Source organism: Clostridium sp. 2218st1_F5_2218SCRN_220325 (genome assembly GCF_039062665.1).
Taxonomy (GTDB): Bacteria; Bacillota; Clostridia; order Peptostreptococcales; family Peptostreptococcaceae; genus Intestinibacter.
Genome location: NZ_JBCLNH010000003.1, coordinates 123,751 through 145,964 on the forward strand (window position 1 = coordinate 123,751; position 22,214 = coordinate 145,964).

Genomic DNA, 22,214 nt, shown 5'->3' on the forward strand with positions numbered 1-22,214 from the left:
TATAATTTTTAATTTATTTATTGTGCTTTTTCACGACGAGCTTTTAATTCTACTGTTACTTCATCTACTACTTTTTTGCTTAGTGGGAATGTAAATAACATTACTAGTAAAACTGTTAAGTATATAAGTCCTGGTATTAATATATTCACATCATATACTCTGTTTATTACTTCTGCAGTTTGTACAGTTGCTGCTGATTGATATCCGATTAAAGCTAATACAAATCCCCCAAGACCTGTAGCTAATGCTTGTCCAACTTTTCTAAAGAATGAGTAGATAGCATATACTGTACCATCATCTCTTTTTCCATTTTTCATTTCTTGATAATCACAAACATCTGTTAAGTAAGCCCAAGAATACATACTATATATTCCGAATCCTATACCATTTACAAACATTAATGCATAATATGTTGTTATGTTTGTAACTCTCATAAAGTAAAGTGCTATTAATGTTATAGTTGCTAATGCTAAACCAACGCATCCAACTTCTTTTTTACCGTATTTTTGTGCTAATTTAGAAGCAAATATTGAACTTCCTGCCATAGCAGCTGTATTTATAAGTGTTGCAAGCATCATTGCTTTTGCATTTCTGAAATAATCTATAAATAAATAACTACGTAATGCAGTTGTTAATGTTGAAGCTACTAATACTAATGTAGTTGATAATATTAAAGAAACTAATGCTTTATTTTGAACTAAACTTTTCATTAATCCAAAGAAACTTTGTTTTGGTGCATTTTCTTGTTTGTTTGATACATCAACTTTTACACGCTCAGTACTTAAGCTATAGCAAAGTAAGTGACATATTAATCCAAGTACTGAGAATACTATACCTACTATTGTAAATCTTTCTGCTATAACTACTTGGTTACCAAGTTTGTCAGTTGCATATAAGAACATTGGTGCTATCATGTTTATTGCTAAACCTGCACATAAAGCTCCCATAGTACGGAATGTAGATAATGAAGCTCTATCTTTTGCTTCTGGACTTATTACTGAAGCCATTGAACCATAAGGTATATTGATTCCTGTGTAACAGAAACTTCCCCATACTATATAAGTTACTGCTATATAAATTATTTTTGCTGTCATACTCCAATCTTTTATAAAGTGCATCCACATAAGTGCATTAGATATTGCTATAGGGAAACTCATTCTTAAGATCCATGGACGATATTTCCCTGCTTTTGTTGGTTTTGCTGTATCAACTATTCTACCCATACCTACGTCTGTAAAGGCATCTATGAATTTAGATAACATGAATATAGTCCCTACTACTCCACCATTTATCCCTAAAACTTTTGTACAAAATACTAATAAGAAACTACTTACAAATAAGAATGAAAAGTCATTCCCAAAATCCCCAAATAAATAAGCAATCTTATCTCTTAAACCAAAAGGTCTTTGTTGCTCTACTTCATACTGATTAACTTTTTCTGCTGTGTTATTAGCTATCATTTGTTACAATCGCCTTTTTAATATAAATATTTTATAATTTCTGATATGTGTTATATAATTAACACTTGATTTTAAAACGTTTTCTTTATTATCACTTTTCATTCGATAAACGTTTTCTTTTTCATAATTTTTCCCATTTTATTATTAATAATAATTATATTTTTTTATATAAAGCCCTATTTATTTCTCACTTGTTAAAAATTATACAAGAAAATATTGGATATATGTTATAATAATTTACAGGTGAATTTGTCTATTTTTTAGGTATATTTTACTAAATATAAAATAAAATAAGGAGACATCTATGTTAAAAACAACTTTTAATTATAATGAATTCTATAATTTAATGATTTCTATCTTAAATAGCTCATTAAATTTATCAACAATGAAACTTAATGAAAGTGACCAGTTTAATAATCATTCATACCCTAAATTCAGAAAAATTATATGGCCTGATTCTAATTTTCTTGATGGCGAAGATCTTAACACCTTATATGGAAGTGGTGATGGTAATTTAAAAGTAATAAAAAGTTCTATGAAATTTGTATCTATAGTTGTGGTAATACCAGAAGAAATTTCTGATGATGTATTGCTAATAGGTCCATTTTTGGAGACTCAACTTAATGAAAATTTTATTGAAAGTGTAATGAAAGAAAATCATATTGAGGAGAATCTTCGTGATACAATTTTTACTTATTATAAATCATTACCTGTAATTAATTCTGTTACAGTTATCTCTACATTAAATTCAATATTAAGTGCTTTTATAAAAGATTATAATACTCATATAGCTCATATTAATTTTGATGAGAAAAAAATAAAGAAAATCGACTATGTAAATAGGGATGATTCTGAATTTAATAGTGAATATTATAAAAAGTATAGGGAATATTTATCTCATATTTCAAGTTGTGTCGTTTTAGGTAAATTTTATGAAGCTAAAGAATATTTAAAATTATATATACAGCTTACAGGCTTTTTTAAAGAACAATCAATAGATCAAATAAAACATAATTTATACATGCTAAATTCCAGATTAGAGTCTTCTTTATTAAAAAGCTCTATTCCCGGAAGTCATGTATATCTTCTTTATAAAAAAATTGAGGTTCAAATAAAAAACGAAGTCAGTCTATCTTCTTTAGAAAAACTGCCTTATAAAATTTTAAAAAATTATTGCTTATTGAGTAATAATTTTAATTTACAAAATTATTCACTCACAGTTCGTAATGCAATAGAATATATAAATTTAAATTTAAATATGGAATTATCTTTATCAAGTATTTCAGAAGTATTAGATAAGAATCCTTCGTTTTTATCTAACCAGTTTAAAAAGGAGACTGGGAAAACAATTACAAAGCATATACAAGAAACGAGAATTGAAAAAGCAATAACATTACTAACAACAACAGATTTAAGTATACAAGAAATATCAGAAAGCGTAGGAATAAATGATTTAAGTTGGTTCTCTAAATTATTTAAAAAAATAGTAGGTGTTTCTCCTACACAATATAGAGCAACTAAATTTAGTTAAATAAAATTCACTTCGTTCATATCGTCAACGAATCGGAGATTCCGTTTCTTAAGGCAATAAGTTGGAAATTATAAAAGGATGTATAAAAATTTATACATCCTTTGAATATTCATATTTTATTATTTTACAAAGTGTACTGCTCCAGTTATTCCACTATAGTTACTTGAGAAGTAATTAGTGAATTCACTGATTGATTTAACTATAGTGCTACCTTCTGGTTGTCCAGCGTATGCATAGTTATCAGAGTAATATACTTTTCCGTCTTTTATAGCATGTATGAATAAAACATGTCCTACTGTACTTGTCGATCTATAACTTCTTGGGAAAGTAACTACTACGTTGTATACGTCTTTTCCACCGTTAGCATTTACTAAGTTTGTAAGACAGTTTACACCTGCATATTTCTTTTGAGTGTATCCAGTACGAGTTTTCCCGTTATTTGTTAATTTTGAATACCATTGACTACCATTCCAGTATGTATCTGGTGTTTGATATATATTTAATGCCCTAAGTTGTGAATAAACATATAAAGAACATTGTTGTGAGAAGTTAGTTCTTCCTGTCATAGCTTTAGCTTGAGCGTATGTAGTAGCTATTTGACTTTTTATTTGACTAACTGTTTTAGTAGTCGTTGTTGTATTAGTAGTTCCTGTTGATGTTGAACCACTTGAAGTTGTTCCAGTTGATACATATGTTTTACTTACCCATCCGTATCCACCGTTGTAGTTTATTTTATACCATCCGTTACTTTCTTCATATATAGTAACTGTTTTACCGTTGCTTAATGTTCCTAATATACTGTATGTTGTAGCTGCTCCACTTCTAACGTTTAATGAAGTAGCTGTTATTGTTCCAGTTTTTGAAGCTTGTGTAGTTCCTGTTGAAGTTGATCCTGATGTTGAACTACTTGAGCTTGATGTAATATATTTTCCGCTAACCCATCCGTCATTGCCTTTGTAGTTTATTTTGTGCCATCCATTTTGAGTATCTTTTATTTCAACTGAATTTCCTTTAGTTACTGTTCCTAAAATGTTATGTGATGTTGAAGCTCCACTTCTAACATATAGTGAACTAGCTGTTACTGTTCCGCAACTTGCCGCATCAACTTGAGTTGTTACTCCTAACGCAGCTACTACTGCTCCTACAATTACCGACGTTTTAACAAATTTCTTTAACATAAATTATTTTCCCCCTAAATCCTTTTTTATTCCGAAAATCTTTATTGTAAATACTTTTTATTGTAAATAATTCTTGATTTTAATGTACTTAAAACTCGTTTAAGCAATTTCTATTTTCTGATTGTTTTTCTTTTTTATTCCTTTTAATACAAATATTATATTACATTTTCGTAACTTTTGAAACCTTTTTTTGCAAAAAAGTTACATATTTGTTACTTTTTCAATGCAATTTTTCTAATTTTTTTCTATTAAACCTTAGTAATTGCAATGGCTTTACTATTTTGTAATTTGTAACTTTTTTGTTAAAATTTATTTTTTATTTTTTGTATATAATTCATAAATTTGAACAATAATACTATTGTAATTTAAATATTTAACTCAATCTCCCCCAATTTAATTGAGCTTTCATTCCCCAAATGAAAGCTCTTATTTTTTATAAAAAGTTACAACTAAACATCTAATTCAAATATGCTTGAAAATTTTTATTCTTATATGCTAATTTAAATATTAATTACTATATTAAGTTGGAGGCAATAATGATTAAAATAGGAAAAATAAATTTAGATTGTGATTTTGAATATAGAACAATTCGAGAAGAAGATGATGATTTAGACCTTTATGTAGACGTAAATTATAGATGTTTAGATATAAATCTTGGTGATGATAATTTCTTTAACTCTAGAATACAATTCCCATTTGTCAGATCTATACTACTTAGAATAAATAAAAACATGGAAACTATTACTGTTCATTTAATGAGAGATATCGATTTATTCTCTGCATTTGCAAACTTTGAATTAGATTTAACCGACCAAGTTCTTTGCATAAAAAATGAATACGAAAAGGTAATAATGTCTAAAATCATAATAGATAAATAACAGATCAAAATAAGGGAGTTTTACCTCCCTCCTTATGCTTATAAATACTCTGTTATCTTTACAATATAATTTAAATTTATATTTATTATATTGTCTATGTTAATATCTTTATTTATTGTATAATAAGTATTGCATTATAACAAATATCATACTTAATTTATACATTATTTTTTTTATATGAACAAATATATGTGCCTATTTGTTATAATAAGTTTATTAATGATATATTTTTGAGGATTAGGTTAATCCTTAGTTAAAATAAGAATATATTCTAATTATTTTTTTAGATAGTTGAAAGGAGTTATTTATATGAGTTTATTAGTTTTTGGACACAAAAATCCAGATACAGATAGTATATGCTCTGCTATTTCATTAGCACACTTAAAAAACCAAATAGGAGTTGAAGCTACTCCTTACGCTTTAGGAGAAGTTAGAAAGGAAGCTCAATATGCTTTAGATTATTTCGGTGTTCAAGCTCCTGAAGTTCTTGAAGACGTAAAAATACAAGTTAAAGATTTAAGTTACGATAGAATAAAATCTTTAAAACCTAGCGATTCAGTTTTAAACGCTTACAACACAATGATAGAAAAAGGAACAAAAACTTTACCAGTAGTTTCTGCTGACGGAAAATTCCAAGGTATAATAACAATGGTAGAGATAGCTAAAAGTTTAATGTACCAACATTTCAGAAAGGTTAATATACCTCTAGAGAATGTTTGTTACAACTTAAAAGGTGAAGTATTAGTAAAATGCGGTGATTCTTTCAGCGGTAGAGTAACTACTTTATCTTACGGAATAGAAGAAATAATGAACCTTTTAGGTGAAGGTGACATAGCTATAGTTGGTAACAGATATGATATAATCGAATACGCTATAGATACTAAAGTTGCATTATTAATATTAACAGGAAAAGCACAACTTAACGAAGAGTTAACAGCATTAGCAAAAGCTAACGGTGTTACTGTTATATCTGTTGATTGTGATACATATACTGCATCTAATTTAATAAATCAATGTGCAGAAATAGAAGATATCATAACTAAAGAAAACTTAGTTTTATTCAACGAAAATGATTATGTTGATGATGTAAAAGAAACTATGTTAAATACAAACTTCAGAGCTTATCCAGTTATAGATAATGATGGACAATTCTTAGGATTAGTTTCTAGAAGACATTTATTAAACCCAACTAAGAAAAACGTAATATTAGTTGACCACAACGAATTTGCTCAAAGTGCTGATGGTATAGAACAAGCAAACATAGTTGAAATAGTTGATCACCACAAAATAGGTGGTATATCTACTGACTTACCAATATCAGTTAGAGTTGCTCCAGTTGGATGTTGTTCTACTATAGTATACAACTTATACAAAGAACATAAAGTAGAAGTTCCTAAACACATAGCTGGTTTATTATTATCTGCAATATTATCAGATACATTAATATTCAAATCACCAACTACTACTGAATTAGATAAAAAAGCAGTTTTAGAATTAGCTGAAATAGCTGGTGTTGATTATGAAGCTTACGGAATGGATATGTTCAAAGCTGGTACTTCTTTAGATGAATTCTCTATAGAAGAAATAGTAAACATGGACTTCAAAGAGTTCAACATGAGCGGAAATAAAGTTGGTATAGGACAAGTTATGACTTTAGATATAGATTCTATATTAAATAAAAAAGACGAATACTTATCTTATATAAACGGTACTGACTACGATATGTTAGTATTAGCTATAACAGATATAATAAAAGAAGGCTCTTACTTATTATACAAAGCTAATGATTCAGTAATATCTGAAGCATTCAACGTTGATGCAAATCAAGGTGTATTCGCTGAAGGTGTAGTTTCTAGAAAGAAACAATTAGTACCTAACTTAACTAATGCAGTTAAAAATATGTAATAAAAATATCTAGATTATAGATATAAAATATATATAATAAAAAATCAGTATGGTATATGCCATACTGATTTTTTTATAATTTTTCTCTATTTTATTTAATAGTATTTTTTAATTTTATAAGTTAATTTATTCTATATCAATCTTCCAATTTTTATTATAGTATCTCTCGTCTTCTTCTGTAATTTCTCTATGTACTTTGCATGGATTTCCAAATGCAATTACATTTGGAGGTATATCCTTAGTTACTACACTTCCTGCTCCAATTATAGAATTATCTCCAATAGTTACACCCGGCATAACAACAGAATTTGCACCAATCCAAACTCCATTTCCAATTTTAACAGGTAAATTATATTGTACTCCCTTTTCTCTTAGATTCGGTGATACTGGATGTGTTGCTGAACATAAAATAACATTTGGAGCTATCATTACATTATCTCCTATTATAATTTCTCCATCATCTACAAGCATTAAATTATAATTAGAGTAAAAATGTTCCCCTATACTTACGTTTTTGCCTCCCCAACTTGCATAAAATGGAGTTTCTAAATAGCACTTGTCACCTATATTTGCAAACATCTTCTTTAAAAGTTTCTGTTTTTCATCTTGTTGGCTTGGTTTAAGGTGGTTGTAATCATATACCATATCTAAATATTTCATTTGCTCTTGCATTAAGCTCTCATCTTCACAACAATAAAGTTTCCCACTTTGCATTCTAGACTTTATTTCTTCCAAATTCATATATCTTTATATACTCCCTTCATTACTTTTATCTATTATTATATTTTTATAATAGTCCCCATTTATTTAATTTATATAGTGAATTTCTATATATTTTTATTTGTAAATCTATTTATTATTATAGGATATAAAATATTCTAATATGGATTATTTTTTGAATTTTATTTATAAATGTGACAAAGCAAGAAAAGCTACCACGAATATATTCGCAATAGCTTTTCTTATATTTACAGTTTATATTTTGCCTTGTCACTCAGGTGTGTGTTATGTGTTTTGTGTTTTTGTGTTTTGTGTTTTTAAGACTCTTTAAAATATTTTAAATGAAGTTTGAAAAAATGTAAATAGTATTTTATTGTCAAAATTAATTATAATTACATTTTTTCAACTTCTGGATATTCAACTCCAAAAGTTTCTACTGTCATAGATTTTATTCTTTGGTCATCAAGTGGTTTATCCATTCTATTTACTCTAACTGATGCTATTTTATCAACAACATCTAAACCTTCTATTACTCTACCGAATGCAGCGTATTCTCCATCTAAGTGTGGAGCTCTTGCATGCATTATAAAGAATTGAGAACCTGCACTGTTTGGTTGCATAGTTCTAGCCATTGATAAAACACCTTTTTCATGTTTTAAGTTATTTGTGAATCCATTGCTTGCGAATTCTCCAGCTATAGAGTATCCTGGTCCACCCATTCCGTTTCCATTAGGGCAACCACCTTGTATCATAAATCCTTTTATAACTCTGTGGAATATTATTCCGTCATAGTATCCACTGTTTACTAAGCTTATAAAGTTGTTTACTGTATTAGGAGCTATATGTGGGTATAATTCAGCTACCATTTTATCTCCATTTTCCATTTCTATTGTAACTATAGGGTTTTTATTTTCCATATTGATTACTTCCTTTCATTTGTTCATTTTCATATCTTATTATATAACATTTTATTGAAAAATAAATCTTAAATTTATCCATTCTAATTTATAATAATTTTTATTTTTTAAGTGTATATGAACAATTCCAATTTTTTCTATAATTAAGTTTGTAATAAGTTCAAATCAAATTCTAAACCCATCTCATATCCCTCTTTATATAGTTTTGAACAAAACTCAGGTGAAAAGTTTAATAAATCTTTATTATCTATTTCTGCTTTCGGTGATATAATTATAACTTTATTTGAGTCTATTTTTTGCATTACTTTTTGTGGTAATTCAAAATTATGCCTTGTGGATATTATTAGGACTTTATCCACATTATCCTCAATTAATGGATCGATATATGTATTTCGTGCCATACCTCCATCTAAATTAAATCCATCAAATTTACCTTTTTCAATATACTGTTTAACTTCTTGAATCGAAAATAGCCCTTTTTCTTGATTATAAGGCAATGCACAGCTATATTTTATATAATTTACTCTATCTTTATGGTTAAGTTTTGATATATCTACAATAATTTCTTTACCAGATTTGTTTCTGACTTGAAGATAATTAATGTAAAAACTCGAATTTTCTCGAATTTTGTAGTCTTTTAGTTCGTATAATTTTTTTATATCTCTACTATTATCAATAATGTTATCAACAGAATTAAAACGTTTTCCAGTATTATTTTCTCCACTTATCCACATTTTTTTCATTTTATCCACATTTCCTGTGTATAAGTAGTATCCATTGATTGCTCCAATTGATGTGCAGGCATATGAATCATATCTTTTAAGTCCCCTATTATATAGTGATTCCAACACTCCAGCCTGAAAGGCACCCTTTGCCCCTCCTCCTGGTAGACACACTCCTATTGTCATATTTATTCCCCCTATTCTACCTTATAAACTAAATATTTTTATGATAAAGTTTAAGGGATGTGTATTATATAAATACCATCCCTTAAATCTTATTCTTTAATTAAATCTATTGTAGTATATTCTTTATTTATTGTCTTAATTCCTTGATTATCAAACGCTATTGTAACATCTGGCCCTTTTAATGCTACTACTGTACCTGTTCCGAATTTTGGATGGTGTACTTTACTTCCTAATTTTATATTATCTATATCTGATACATCAGTTTTTTCTTTTATAGTTGCTTGTGCTTTTTTCGCTATTTCTGCTTTATTGACAGAGTTCATATACTTTTTAGTGTATTTATCAAGCATATTATAGCTAGCTTTTGAGTATGGTATTTCTTTTTGAACTCTATTTAATCTTTCTATACAGTCATCTGGTAATTCTTCAATAAATCTAGATGCAACAGAGTGATTAGTTCTTCCATATAGAGTTCTCTTTCCAGTCATAGTCATAAATAACTCTTCTTTTGCTCTTGTTATTCCAACATAACAAAGTCTTCTTTCTTCTTCTATTTGAGTATCTTGCATAGATGCAATCGCTCTTGCTATAGGGAATAGTTTTTCTTCCATACCTGTTAAAAATACAACCGGGAATTCAAGCCCTTTTGCTGAATGTATAGTCATTAATGATACTCTATCTGCATGTTCCTCTTCTTCATTTGGTTCAGAAGTTAAAGCAACATTTGTTAGGAAAGATTCTAAACTAACATCTTCGTTTTTGCTTTCAAATTCCATAGCTACAGATATAAATTCTTTTAAGTTTTCTATTCTATCCTGAGATTCTTCACTTTTGTCTTTTTCTAATTCATCTAAATATCCTGTTATATCCATAACTTTTTCTATCATTTTACTTGCTGGATATATTTCTTTAAGACTTCTAAATGTCGACATCATATCTACAAAATCATTTATACTAGCTTTTGCTTTTCTCGATATATCTGAGTTTCCATCGATATCTATTAGTACTGAATATAAACTTTCTTCCTTTAAGCTGGCTCTATCTTCTATTTTTTCTATAGTTCTAAGCCCTATTCCCCTTCTAGGAACGTTTATTATTCTTTTTAGAGATATATCATCTTGTGGATTTTGGATAACTCTTAAATAAGCTACCATATCCTTTATTTCTTTTCTTTCATAGAACTTTGTTCCACCGTAGATATTGTATGGAATTTGGCTTCTATTTAAGGCATCTTCCACTGGTCTTGCTTGTGCATTGGCTCTATATAAAACAGCAAAATCTTTATATTGTCTTTCTCCTGCTCTAACCATAGCTGAAATTGTATTAGCTACAAATTCTGCCTCATCGACTTCGCTTTCTGATAGTTGAATTTTTATTAATTCCCCTTCTTTCTTTTCACTCCAAAGTCTTTTTCTTTTTCTTTCTATGTTGTTTTTAATTAGGTAATTTGCCGCATCAAGTATAATTTGAGTAGATCTATAGTTTTGTTCTAGTTTTATTACATGAACATCATCATAATCTCTTTCAAATTCAAGTATATTCCTTATATCGGCACCTCTCCACCCATATATACTTTGGTCATCATCCCCAACTACGCATATATTTTGGTGTCCTTGTGCAAGTAATCTAACAAGTTCATATTGTGCCCTACTTGTATCTTGATACTCATCTACCATTATATATCTAAATCTATTTCTATAGAAATCTAATACATCCTCATGTTCTCTAAAAAGTTCTACTGTCTTTGAGATTAAGTCATCAAAGTCAAGTGCACTATTTCTTTTTAGACGGTCTTGATATAGTGCGTACACATCTGCAATTTTTGATTTTGCAAAATCCCCTTGATATTTCTCCTTAAATTGCTTTGGATTTATAAGTTTATCTTTCGCATTTGATATAACACTTATTATATATTTAGGATCCATAGCCTTTTCGCTATAATTTAATTCTCTTAGACAGTCTTTTACAAGAGTAACTTGGTCTGCACTATCGTATATAACGAAACTTCTATTGTATCCTATTTTATTTATAGATTTTCTAAGTATTCTAACACAACAAGAGTGGAAAGTTGTAATCCACATTGCACTAGTATCTTCATCTTTTAATGTTTCATCTACCCTTTCCCTCATCTCATTAGCTGCTTTATTTGTAAAAGTTATAGCTAAAATATTTTCAGCTTTTACCTTTTTTTCTTGCATTAAATATCCTATTCTAGTAGTTAAAACTCTAGTTTTTCCTGAACCTGCTCCAGCAAGGATTAATATCGGCCCTTCTGTTTGCTCAACAGCTTCCCTCTGTGCAGGGTTCAGCATTTCAATTGTTTCTAAAATCATTATTTGCCTCCGTTTCTAATAAATCTATTATTTAGAGTATAGACATATTTTAGACCATCTAATAAATAAATGAAAGATATTTAGTCCAAAAAATTTAGTTCAAAATAAAAAATATCCTTCAAACATCAATAAAACATGACTGTTTAAAGGATATATTTTTTTAATATATTTATTATCTATATTTTTTCACTTAACTTATCAAAAATTGACTCATTGTAATAATCAATTTTTCTGTCATTATCAAGTAAACCAGCAAGTATATGTATTGTTCCATGTTGTAACCCCAAAGTCTTACTTATAGGTCCTTGCAAAATTTTTATGTATTGTATTTTTTTATATTTAATTATATTTATACTTTTTGAAAACTTGCCAGAAACAATTGATACAAAATCATCATCTAGAAAAATCCCTGCTGTTTTATATTTCATAATATAAAACACTAATAAAAATACTACTAATATTAAATTTCCAATCAATATTACTTGCATATTTGTAAATAAATTTAATTCGTAGATTACAAATACTATTAAATCTACAATACCCATTATTATAAGTGATTTTATAAGGCTTATTAGTAAGGTTTTCTTTGATTGTTTTTCAAAGTTAAAATCTATCTTTAAATTAAACTCTGGCAACAATAAATTAAATCGTTCTACCAACATATCCTTACTTTCAAATAGAATTATTTGTGATACTTCATCTTCATCATTCCCTACACCAACCACACTTATATCTACTTTATACTTGTTGAAAATTCTAGATAAAATAGTTTGATTTATATTTATCGCATTTATTCTATCAACTGGTATAGAATATTCCGATTTTGTGAAAAGCCCATAGTTTAAGTAAATTTTATCATTCTTTCTAAGAGATTTAAAATTATAGTATTTAATATAATCACCAAATAAATTTTTAAATATAGAACCGAAATTTGCTATTATTATGATACTTTGTATTATAATACTTTTTAGTGTATGATTCTCTTGATTTACTCCATATATAAATACTCCAATAAAAACTGCTATATTGATTAGCAATTCAATTATTCCAATATTGTAAAAACAGTGTTTTAAGATATCTCCATTTGAATAATTTATATCGTAATCTATGTATTCATCATAATCTTCAACTTCATAATACATATTTTCTAAACTTTCTTGGATATCTTCATTTCCTTTTGATTTGTTTATAGACTGCATTATGCGCTTCTTAAATTCATTTGCTATATCTTTTTTGAGTACAATTTCTATATCAGTTTCATCTGCTGTAGAACGGCTATCAGTATCTATTTTTACTTTACATGTAGATATAATTCTTTCAAATATATTTTGTTCTATATTTATATTTGCAATATTTTTTATTCCAAAAGTATTTATCTTTTTATTTATAGTATTTCTTTCTAATACAATAGTACCATCCTGTATACTTATATATGTTTTTCTCCATACTAAGAGATTATAAATTGCATCTAATATTAATATTGCTGTACCTATCAAAAGTATGATATTACCTTGAAATTTTCCTGTTTCTAATATATCAACTACATCATCTATATTTGATATAAAAATTATTATAAAAAACGATAAAACCCCTGCGACTTTTTCTAAAATAATACTTGGATGGCATCTAAATTTACTCTCCATAATTTCAACACCTTCCTATGAATTACTTCCCGATTTTGAACTTTTATTTATATCTTCTAATTTTTTACTTTTTTGACTTATAGATATTTCATTAATTTTATTTTTTAATGATTCTGCTATGAAATCTGCCTTTTCATCTTCTAAAAAAGATATATTTATATCTCCTCCAGCTGTAGTTACTATTACTTTAGACAATCCAAAGATACTATATATTGGTCCTTTTTCAATTGATATTTTATGAAGTCTTTCTATTGGTACAATATTTCTTTCTGTGAATATAAATCCTTCTTTTACATCTATCTTATCTTTTGTTATACAATATCTATATCTTTCGTATCTAACCTTTGGAGACACTATTAGATATATTAAATTCAAAATAATTAAACCTAGTATTATATACTGAATTATCATAGGTATAATACCTTTAAAAAACCACCCTATAACAGTTAAAATTGTACTAGCTATTATAAACTGAATAAGCGTTCCTAAAAACATACATTTTATAGCTTTTTTGTTCAGCTTTTCATATCCCAAAATTTCCACCTTCTTTTTTATAAATACATGTTATAAATCCGATAACAATTCATAATTATTACCGGATTTTATCTCTTTTTAAAATATTAATTCTATATATTTCAACTCAATCAATTTTTATTCTAAATTAAGTTTTTTCTCTAATAAAGTAGTTGTTCCAAAGAATAATGCTAATGCAATTACAACATTTAATATCAATATCCCAATTTCATAACTTCCAACAGATAATATCGTTCCAAAAAGTTTATCTACATTTAAAAATAATATATCTAAATTCACAATTGCTTCAACTCTTGAACTAGTCATAAAATAATCAAAAATACCTCCGATAGCAGACTGTATTATATTTAATACAATCATAGCTACTAAACCTGATAATACTTTATGTTTTGATAGCTTTGGTAGATGACATATTGTTATTGCTAAATATATTGTTAATATAAATACTGAATAATTTACTATATAACTTAAAATATAAAATAAAATTCCGCCTGCATTTTTTGAAAGAATAGAGCCCATATTTTTTAAACCATAACCAATATCTATAACATCACTCATTTTATATCCAACCATAACTGAAACTAAAGCTATACAAATCATTCCAACAATTGATGTTAAAATAATAAATAATAATGATGTTAAGAATTTAGATAGTACTAAAGTTTTTTGACTTACCGGTAGCGTAAACATCAAATACCCTTCATCTTCTAAAAGCCCATTATTAAATCTTTGAACTATAAGAAGTATAGTTAATACAATTGCAGCTATAAATAATGCCAATCCTGCAAATATACCTACTATATATAGTACTGAAAAGTTATGTTCATAGTTATCAAAATTTATAAATAATGCTGCTATAAGTGAAAATATCAATCCCATTATATAAAATGGAAAAAATATTCTCCCGCAAGATTTAATTTCATATTGCATCAATTTTCCTAACATCTAAATTCCTCCCTAAATAAAGCATCTATCGATTTTTGTTTTTCTGCTCTAATTTCATCTACATTACCCTGTAGAGCAATTTCTCCATATGATAAAAATATAACTTCATCACATATATTTTCTATTTCACTTATTAAATGTGTTGCAATCAGTAAAGTTGAATTTTCATCGAAATTTTTAAGTATTGTATCTAATATAAAACTTCTTGCGGCTGGATCAACTCCTCCAATTGGTTCATCTAATATATATAAATCAGCTTTTCTAGCCATAACTAATATTAATTGAACTTTTTCTTTTGTCCCTTTTGATAGAGTTTTTAATCTCCTATTTTCATCTATGTCTAAAGTTCTTAACATTTGAAGAGCTTTAACCTCATCAAAATCTTCATAAAAATCTTTAAAGAAATCAATTATATCTTTTACTTTCATCCAATCATTAAGATAAGTCCTTTCTGGTAAGTATGAAACTATTTTTTTAGTTTCTATACCTGGTTTCATTCCATTTATAAGAACTTCTCCTTCAGTTGTTGTAAGTAAACCATTCATTATTTTTATCATAGTTGTCTTTCCACTTCCATTTGGTCCTAAAAGCCCAACTATTTTTCCTTTAGGAATGTTTATATCAATTCCTTTTAATGCATCTGTTTTACCATATTTCTTGTAAACATTTTTAAACTCTACTATATTATTCATTATTATCCTCCCTCAAGATTTCTTCCACTAAATTAAGAATTTCTTCGTTCGTATATCCCAAATTAATTAAAGTATCTAATGTCTTTTTAACATTATCTTTAACTAAATTTTTTCTTTCATTTTCTATTAACTCCTTATTATCTGTTACAAATCTTCCACTAGTTCTTTTTGAATATACGAATCCTTCCCTCTCTAACTCTGCCAATGCCTTTTGCATCGTATTTGGATTTACCATAGCATCTGCTGCTAAACTCCTAACAGAATCTAATTTTGAGTCTAATTCTATTTCTCCTGAAATTATCTTAACCTTTAATTGTTCTACAAGCTGTATATATACAGGTCTATTATTATCTATCTGCCATTTCATATTAACACCTCCTCATTATTGTATTAATACTTTAATACAATAATATTATTATTTTTTTTATTTGTCAAGTATTACATCATGTAGCTTTTTATTTGTAAATTTTCTATAAAATCCTTAATTACTAACATTTTAAAAGGTAGGTATGTTATGTCTAACATCCTACCTCTATTTATACTTTATCTAAAAAATATATTATTTTATTTGAATAGAAACTTTTATTATATAGTCATTCATCTCTTGTACTGATACTAAATCTAGTAATACCTCTTCATATGAATAACCTATAATCTCTAAATTATGCTGTTTTATATAATCTAACATTTTATTATAAAGTTTATTTACATTCACATAGGAATCATTTAAATATCCTACTAAATATTTTCCCTTTGGCTTTATTGCTACACTTTTATTATCAATTTTATTTGTTTTTATATAATAATATGTATATACATTTTCATTTTCGCTATATAAATCATCTATCGTCTTTATAAACCCCATTGGATAACCTATATATAACCCTTGTTTATAACTATAATCTAGATGTTTTGCATATTCTTCACTATCATAAGGGAATTTATCTTTATCCACCTCATTACTCAATGACAAAAATTCCTCATCTTGTTCTTCTATTACTAAATCATTTATATTTGGTAGTATTTTTTCTGCCTGTTTTATAAGTTTCATTTTATTAGACATTATTTCTTGTTTTCGTCTAAGTAATTTAATTTCATTTTCGATTTCATTAGTTTTATATTCAAAAAGTTCGACTACACTATTTGGATTTCTTTTATCCATAAATGATTTGATTTCTTTTAATGGAACACCTAAATCTCTAAGTGTATAGATCATATCAAAAATTTCTAATTGATAAATAGAATAATACCTATATCCATTTTCCTTAACTATTTCAGGTTTAAAAAGTCCTATTTCGTCATAGTGAAAAAGAGTCTTCTTATTAACATTGCATAATTTTGCAAACTCACCAGTTGAAAAGTAATTATCTTTCAAATTTCAATCCTCCTATTGACTATCCTGTAACAGAATACTTTAGTATATACTATATAAAAACTTAATACTTTTTTCAAGGAGGTTATATGAACAATACATTACAAAACAAAATAACACTTACATCTTTAGTTAAATATACTTTGCCAACAGTAATAATGATGATATGTTTTTCTCTATATACAATTATAGATGGTATGTTTATTTCTAGGTTTGTAGGTGCTAGTGCCTTATCTGCAGTTAATATAGTATATCCTGTTATATATTTAGTTTTAGGCGTTGGAACTATGTTTGCAACGGGAGGAAGTGCTATAGTAGCAAAAAAACTTGGTGAAAACAAAATCGATGAGGCAAGAGAAAATTTCACATTAATCACTATTAGTGCATTAATAATCGGTATCGTTATCGAAGTTATAACGATTATTTTTATGAAACAAATAATTTATATTCTTGGTTCAACTGATGAATTATATTTTTATTGTAAGGAATACTTACTTTTCATGATATTATTTACACCATTTATAATATTAAAATTCTTTTTTGATTATTTCCTTGTTACAGCAGGGGCTGCACAACTTGGATTATTCAGTAGTTTATTAGGTGGTATAGTAAATATAATTTTAGACTATATATTTATAGTTAAATTAAATATGGGTATAAGAGGAGCTGCTATTGCAACTTGTATTGGATATGCAATTCCTTCATTTATAGGAGTTTTCTATTTCTTAAATAAAAACCATACTCTACATTGTGTTAAACCAAAATTGACATTTGATGTAATAGCTAACTGTTGTTCCAACGGTTACTCAGAAATGATTACACAAATATCAAACTGTGTTACAACATTTGTATATAATATAGTTTTAATTAAACTATTAGGTGAAGATGGTGTCGCATCAATAACAATAATTTTATATATACAATTATTGTTAAACTCAGCTTATATGGGATTCACTTCTGGTGTGCAACCTAGAATAAGTTTTAATTATGGAAGTAGAAATGAAAATCAGTTAAAGAATATTATAAAGTATAGTTTAGTTATAATTTCTGTATTCGCAGTATTTACATTTGTTTTATCTAGACAAAATGCTGATATTCTTATAACTATATTTACACCAAAAGAAAGCTCTTTATTCGGTATTACAAAAAATGCTTTTATGATATTCTCATTTGGTTTTTTATCTAATGGTATAAATATATTTGCATCTGGAATGTTTACTGCATTTTCTAATGGTAAAGTGTCTGCTATTATATCATCACTTAGAACATTTATATTATTTATAGTTGGAATGATTATATTCCCTAACTTCTTCGGAGTAAATGGAGTATGGATGGTAGTTCCTTTTGCAGAAATAGTTACTTTACTTATATCTTTAATTTATATTTATAAATACAGAAAAGAATATATGTATGATAATATGTTTGCTAAAAAAGAATTAGAGGCCGCATAACCTTAAAGTAAAAAGAAGATGTTGCTTTTATCTGTTTTTTTATAAAGTTAAAGTAACTAAAACAGGATTCCAGAAAACAAAATTTCGTGCAGTTTACTTGCAAACGATAAGAAATGCGTTAGTAAGCAACCTATAAGCATTGCTTGGTACAAGCTAATAAGTAGATAGGGTGCGATAGGCATTGTAGGTTTTTGAGTAGTAGCGGAGATTATTTTTCATGGATCTTTTGAACTTGGGATTTATTTTTTTTAATAAAAAGGGCATCGCCCTATTTTTTAGTGTGACACCCCCTTTTACTTTAAATTTTCATTACAATTCGCCTATTATATCTGGATTTTCAAATATGCTATCTAGTTTTTTTATAAATGGTATAACCTCTCCAAAATCTAATGCTCTGTGATCAAATGCAATACATATTGGAAGTATTTTTCTAATTCCAATAGTTTTTTCTCCTTGTTCATTTGTATGAAAATACCTTTAGCATTATTATATACATTATTAAAGTTATACAAAGTATAGCTTATCTAGAAAAGTATAAAAAAAATCCCCAGAGATTTTTGGAGTAATCCTGGGGTACCTATTATAGGTTAAGGGTTATTTTATTTTCAAACTATTTTGTCATAAAATAGGTTGAGGGCGTTCTCATTTATACAGTCTTCTGTGCTTGTTTATTCCAAAAGCTGTATAGGTCTTCTTCTTTTGGAAATAGAGGTAATCCCATATTTTTGTGAAGTTTTACAAGCCAAGGTAACTCAAGTCCTGCTTCGTTTATTTTTTCTTCATTTACGAAAACTTCAGCTCTTGTACCTTCATTTATTAAAACTCCTTGATTCAGTACATATATATAGTCACATATTTCATAAATTAAATTCATATCATGACTTGATATTATGATTTTTACACCTCTATCATTAAGACCTTTTATTATATCTACAATAGCTCTAGTACTTATTGGATCCAAACCTGCTGTAGGTTCATCTAATAATACTAATTTATTTTCCATAGCTACTACGGATGCTATTGCAACTCTTTTCTTTTGACCAAAGCTCAAATTATGAACTGGTCTATCTATAAATTGTAAACCATTGACTGCTTCTAAAGCAGTATGGATTCTATCTTTTATTGTTTTTTCATCCATACCTATATTTCTAAGTGCAAAAGCTATATCATCATAAACCATTGAGTAAAATATCTGCTTTTCAGGATCTTGAAATACTATTCCAACTTCCTTTCTTAGATTATATAAGCTTTTCTTATCATACTTTATTTGTTCTCCATTATAGAGTATTTCTCCTTCTGTAGATTTTAATATCCCCATAAGGTTATTAAATAAAGTTGATTTGCCAGAACCATTAGATCCAATGATTCCGATAATGTCACCTTTATTAAAGTCCATACTTACATTGTCGAGTGCTTTTCTTGTTTTATCATATTGATATGTTAAATTATTTATTTTAAACATCTTTACTATCCCCTACTATATGGAATGTACCATCAAATAATTTCATATCTAAGGCTATACTCATTTCATCATATCTTATCATCATTCGCTTGAATAACATATTTACTAAAAGCCCAAATGAATGGTATCCATTTTTTAAATTTATATATCCAAAGCGAAGTTCTTGGGAAGTTCTTATATCTGATACTTCCTCCATAAATATAAATATGAATCTATACATAAGCATTGATATCTCTAAAACTACATCTGGCAAGTGTAATTTTTTGAATATAAATATAAGTTGATTAAAAGGTGTTGTCAACATTATAAAATATATGCATGTTAAACAAGACAATGCCCTGAAAAACAAATGTATAGATGTGTCTATAGATGTATTAGAAACACCTATATATAAATTTCCCACTTTTATATAATGAAGTAAAATCGATTTATCAGTTGAAAAGTTTATTAAAATCATAATTATACTTATTAATAAAAATGCAAATGGTATTTTTATAAAATGTATATAGTCTTTTACCTCTATTTTGGCAATTCCAACTATTGTAATACTCATACCTAATATTATCAATACTGATAATATGTTGTAAGGACTAATTAATGATATTATTAAAAATAACATACCTACACTAAATTTTATATTAGGGTTAACCTTAAATAATTTATTCTTATAAGCATAATCATCTATTATCATTAATTTATCTTCTTTCTAAATTTATTTGAATTTACTAATACCTTAAACTAAATGTATTATAAATTATTTTTCTTCCCTCATTTTATGTTTAGTTCTAGTAGCTCCTATGTAGTAACCAACTATACCAGCACCTAGTGCTGCTTGAGATGCGAATAGTAAACTTTCGATTTCTCCACTAGCTGGTTCAAAGAAACTGCTAAACCATGGTTGATAATCTGGATTTATTTCTGTGATAGCTGCTTCAGCTTCACCATCTGCTCCACCAAATTCTGCATCACTTTGTATTACTTGAGGCACTACTATTATAGCTAATACTAATAGTAATAGTATTATATTTAATTTTATACTATTACCTTTTTTTGATTTTGTTTCATGAGTTGTCATTATGCTAGTACCTCCTTATCTTCATTTTCAGTTATAAAGTTATAGATTATAGTTGTTAATAACCCTTCTGCTATTGCTATTGGAATTTGAGTTATAAAGAATATTCCTAAGAATTTAATAGCAGATACTGCAAATCCACCAACTGGATCAGGGAATGCTAACCCTAATTGTAATGAAGTTAAAGTATATGTAGCTAAATCTCCTATTGATGCTGCTAAAAATACTGCAACATTTTTATTGATTTTATCTTTGCATAATTTCCAAATTAAATATGATATGATTGGCCCAAATATCGCCATTGAAAATGCATTTGCGCCTAAAGTTGTTATTCCCCCATGAGCTAATAATAACGCTTGGAATAATAACACTATTGTTCCTAATACAACTGTTACGCTAGGTCCAAATAATATTGATGCTAGTCCTACCCCTGTTGGATGTGAGCAACTTCCTGTTACAGAAGGTATTTTTAATGCTGAAAGCACAAATACAAATGCACCACATAAAGCTAGCAATAATTTTTTCTTTGGATGTTCTTTTACTACTTTTGTTATATTTTTTAAACCTACAACAAAGAATGGTATAAATAGTACATACCAAATTACTGCCCATTTTACTGGTAAGAATCCTTCCATAATATGCATAGCGCCTGAAACTGTCGGAGCTAATACTAGCATAAATGCTGCTAACATACACCATTTCACATTAGTCTTTTGTAATCTCATTTACCTACCCCTTAAAAATAATATATTTGAAAATGTTGTGTATTAAGAACTGATAATATCTTATTTATGATAATAAATTTTGTCTATAACTCCCATTATTTAAATAATAATTCTAAAAATAAAAAACCTAACTACTCTGAGTTAGGCAATATCCTTAAATAAGTTTAAAAATTATTCCTTAATTAAGATATTATCTCCAACCCCGGAGAAATTCTTTTATTTATTAGGCAGGTTTCCTGACTTAGTCTCATTCTATCCCTCCCTTCCCATGATTTTAGATCACAGTGGTAACTGAGGGAATCGTCAACATTACAGTAGCGGGGGCTGTAGAGGATTTACACCTCTTTCCCTATTAATCTAATGTAGAACCTAAAAAATTTTAATTTTAATACCAACATATTCCATCTTGAGAATATATTTAAAGTATAGCATAAACAGACAAAATGTGATGGTTTTCACAATTCCAATTTGTTATAGTCTATAATCTT

20 protein-coding genes and 1 riboswitch are annotated in these 22,214 nt (G+C 27.4%); of the genes, 4 read left to right on the top strand and 16 right to left on the bottom strand.

Translation table 11 applies throughout. The annotated features are described in order from the left end of the window. Positions 1-17: 17 nt before the first annotated feature. Positions 18-1,460: a glycoside-pentoside-hexuronide (GPH):cation symporter gene (locus tag ABCM86_RS03160; protein WP_295778119.1), complete on the bottom strand. Its 1,443-nt coding sequence runs from the start codon at positions 1,458-1,460 to the stop codon at positions 18-20. 304 nt (positions 1,461-1,764) lie between these two features. Here ABCM86_RS03160 and ABCM86_RS03165 point away from each other — a divergent pair, with 304 nt between their 5' ends. Further along, complete coding sequence (locus ABCM86_RS03165; protein ID WP_343003469.1) at positions 1,765-2,991, top strand: AraC family transcriptional regulator; 1,227 nt, start codon at positions 1,765-1,767, stop codon at positions 2,989-2,991. Positions 2,992-3,110: 119 nt separating this feature from the next. Here ABCM86_RS03165 and ABCM86_RS03170 read toward each other — a convergent pair whose 3' ends face one another. Beyond that, positions 3,111-4,169 carry an SH3 domain-containing protein gene (locus ABCM86_RS03170; protein ID WP_195931279.1) on the bottom strand — a complete coding sequence of 353 codons (1,059 nt, stop codon included), beginning with the start codon at positions 4,167-4,169 and terminating at the stop codon, positions 3,111-3,113. A gap of 536 nt (positions 4,170-4,705) precedes the next feature. Between ABCM86_RS03170 and ABCM86_RS03175 the strand changes: the two genes are divergently transcribed. Both ABCM86_RS03175 and ABCM86_RS03180 read left to right on the top strand, forming a co-directional pair. After that, positions 4,706-5,047: a hypothetical protein gene (locus ABCM86_RS03175; protein ID WP_195931280.1), complete on the top strand. Its 342-nt coding sequence runs from the start codon at positions 4,706-4,708 to the stop codon at positions 5,045-5,047. Positions 5,048-5,356: 309 nt separating this feature from the next. Further along, positions 5,357-6,952 carry a putative manganese-dependent inorganic diphosphatase gene (locus ABCM86_RS03180; RefSeq protein ID WP_295677744.1) on the top strand — a complete coding sequence of 532 codons (1,596 nt, stop codon included), beginning with the start codon at positions 5,357-5,359 and terminating at the stop codon, positions 6,950-6,952. A gap of 126 nt (positions 6,953-7,078) precedes the next feature. On the opposite strand, the gene ABCM86_RS03185 is transcribed toward ABCM86_RS03180, so the two are convergent. The 10 genes from ABCM86_RS03185 to ABCM86_RS03230 all read right to left on the bottom strand — a co-directional run bounded on the left by ABCM86_RS03185 (position 7,079) and on the right by ABCM86_RS03230 (position 17,019). After that, entirely contained in the window at positions 7,079-7,693 is a 615-nt protein-coding gene (locus ABCM86_RS03185) for a sugar O-acetyltransferase (protein WP_343003471.1), read from the bottom strand. A 371-nt stretch (positions 7,694-8,064) separates the two neighbouring features. After that, a complete protein-coding gene (locus tag ABCM86_RS03190) occupies positions 8,065-8,589 on the bottom strand; it encodes a peptidylprolyl isomerase (RefSeq protein ID WP_195929660.1) in 525 nt (174 codons plus the stop codon). A 143-nt stretch (positions 8,590-8,732) separates the two neighbouring features. Continuing rightward, positions 8,733-9,497: a patatin-like phospholipase family protein gene (locus ABCM86_RS03195; RefSeq protein ID WP_343003472.1), complete on the bottom strand. Its 765-nt coding sequence runs from the start codon at positions 9,495-9,497 to the stop codon at positions 8,733-8,735. An 89-nt stretch (positions 9,498-9,586) separates the two neighbouring features. Then, positions 9,587-11,830 (bottom strand): UvrD-helicase domain-containing protein, encoded by a 2,244-nt coding sequence (locus ABCM86_RS03200; RefSeq protein WP_295732811.1) that lies wholly within the window; start codon positions 11,828-11,830, stop codon positions 9,587-9,589. 176 nt (positions 11,831-12,006) lie between these two features. Continuing rightward, positions 12,007-13,473: a PH domain-containing protein gene (locus tag ABCM86_RS03205; RefSeq protein ID WP_343003473.1), complete on the bottom strand. Its 1,467-nt coding sequence runs from the start codon at positions 13,471-13,473 to the stop codon at positions 12,007-12,009. A 15-nt stretch (positions 13,474-13,488) separates the two neighbouring features. Beyond that, positions 13,489-14,007: a PH domain-containing protein gene (locus ABCM86_RS03210; RefSeq protein WP_343003474.1), complete on the bottom strand. Its 519-nt coding sequence runs from the start codon at positions 14,005-14,007 to the stop codon at positions 13,489-13,491. 117 nt (positions 14,008-14,124) lie between these two features. Further along, positions 14,125-14,952: a hypothetical protein gene (locus ABCM86_RS03215; protein WP_343003475.1), complete on the bottom strand. Its 828-nt coding sequence runs from the start codon at positions 14,950-14,952 to the stop codon at positions 14,125-14,127. Further along, complete coding sequence (locus ABCM86_RS03220) at positions 14,946-15,644, bottom strand: ABC transporter ATP-binding protein (RefSeq protein ID WP_295676144.1); 699 nt, start codon at positions 15,642-15,644, stop codon at positions 14,946-14,948. Before ABCM86_RS03220 ends, ABCM86_RS03215 begins: the two co-directional genes overlap by 7 nt. Next, on the bottom strand, positions 15,637-16,011 hold the full coding sequence (locus tag ABCM86_RS03225; protein ID WP_295676147.1) for a GntR family transcriptional regulator: 375 nt from the start codon (positions 16,009-16,011) through the stop codon (positions 15,637-15,639). Before ABCM86_RS03225 ends, ABCM86_RS03220 begins: the two co-directional genes overlap by 8 nt. Before the next feature lie 192 nt (positions 16,012-16,203). Continuing rightward, positions 16,204-17,019 (bottom strand): MerR family transcriptional regulator, encoded by an 816-nt coding sequence (locus ABCM86_RS03230; protein ID WP_295732819.1) that lies wholly within the window; start codon positions 17,017-17,019, stop codon positions 16,204-16,206. A gap of 86 nt (positions 17,020-17,105) precedes the next feature. Between ABCM86_RS03230 and ABCM86_RS03235 the strand changes: the two genes are divergently transcribed. Then, positions 17,106-18,467: an MATE family efflux transporter gene (locus ABCM86_RS03235; protein ID WP_295732820.1), complete on the top strand. Its 1,362-nt coding sequence runs from the start codon at positions 17,106-17,108 to the stop codon at positions 18,465-18,467. A gap of 646 nt (positions 18,468-19,113) precedes the next feature. Here the strand turns inward: ABCM86_RS03235 and ABCM86_RS03240 are convergent. The 4 genes from ABCM86_RS03240 to ABCM86_RS03255 form a co-directional block, all read right to left on the bottom strand. Next, on the bottom strand, positions 19,114-19,929 hold the full coding sequence (locus ABCM86_RS03240; protein WP_343003476.1) for an ABC transporter ATP-binding protein: 816 nt from the start codon (positions 19,927-19,929) through the stop codon (positions 19,114-19,116). Further along, positions 19,922-20,620 (bottom strand): cobalt ECF transporter T component CbiQ, encoded by a 699-nt coding sequence (gene cbiQ, locus ABCM86_RS03245; RefSeq protein ID WP_343003477.1) that lies wholly within the window; start codon positions 20,618-20,620, stop codon positions 19,922-19,924. The genes ABCM86_RS03240 and cbiQ overlap by 8 nt, the downstream gene beginning before the upstream one ends. A gap of 63 nt (positions 20,621-20,683) precedes the next feature. Further along, positions 20,684-21,004: an energy-coupling factor ABC transporter substrate-binding protein gene (locus ABCM86_RS03250; protein WP_343003478.1), complete on the bottom strand. Its 321-nt coding sequence runs from the start codon at positions 21,002-21,004 to the stop codon at positions 20,684-20,686. Further along, complete coding sequence (locus ABCM86_RS03255; protein ID WP_330593223.1) at positions 21,004-21,693, bottom strand: energy-coupling factor ABC transporter permease; 690 nt, start codon at positions 21,691-21,693, stop codon at positions 21,004-21,006. Before ABCM86_RS03255 ends, ABCM86_RS03250 begins: the two co-directional genes overlap by 1 nt. Positions 21,694-21,934: 241 nt before the next feature. Beyond that, positions 21,935-22,114, bottom strand: a riboswitch (cobalamin riboswitch). Between the last annotated feature and the right edge of the window lie 100 nt (positions 22,115-22,214).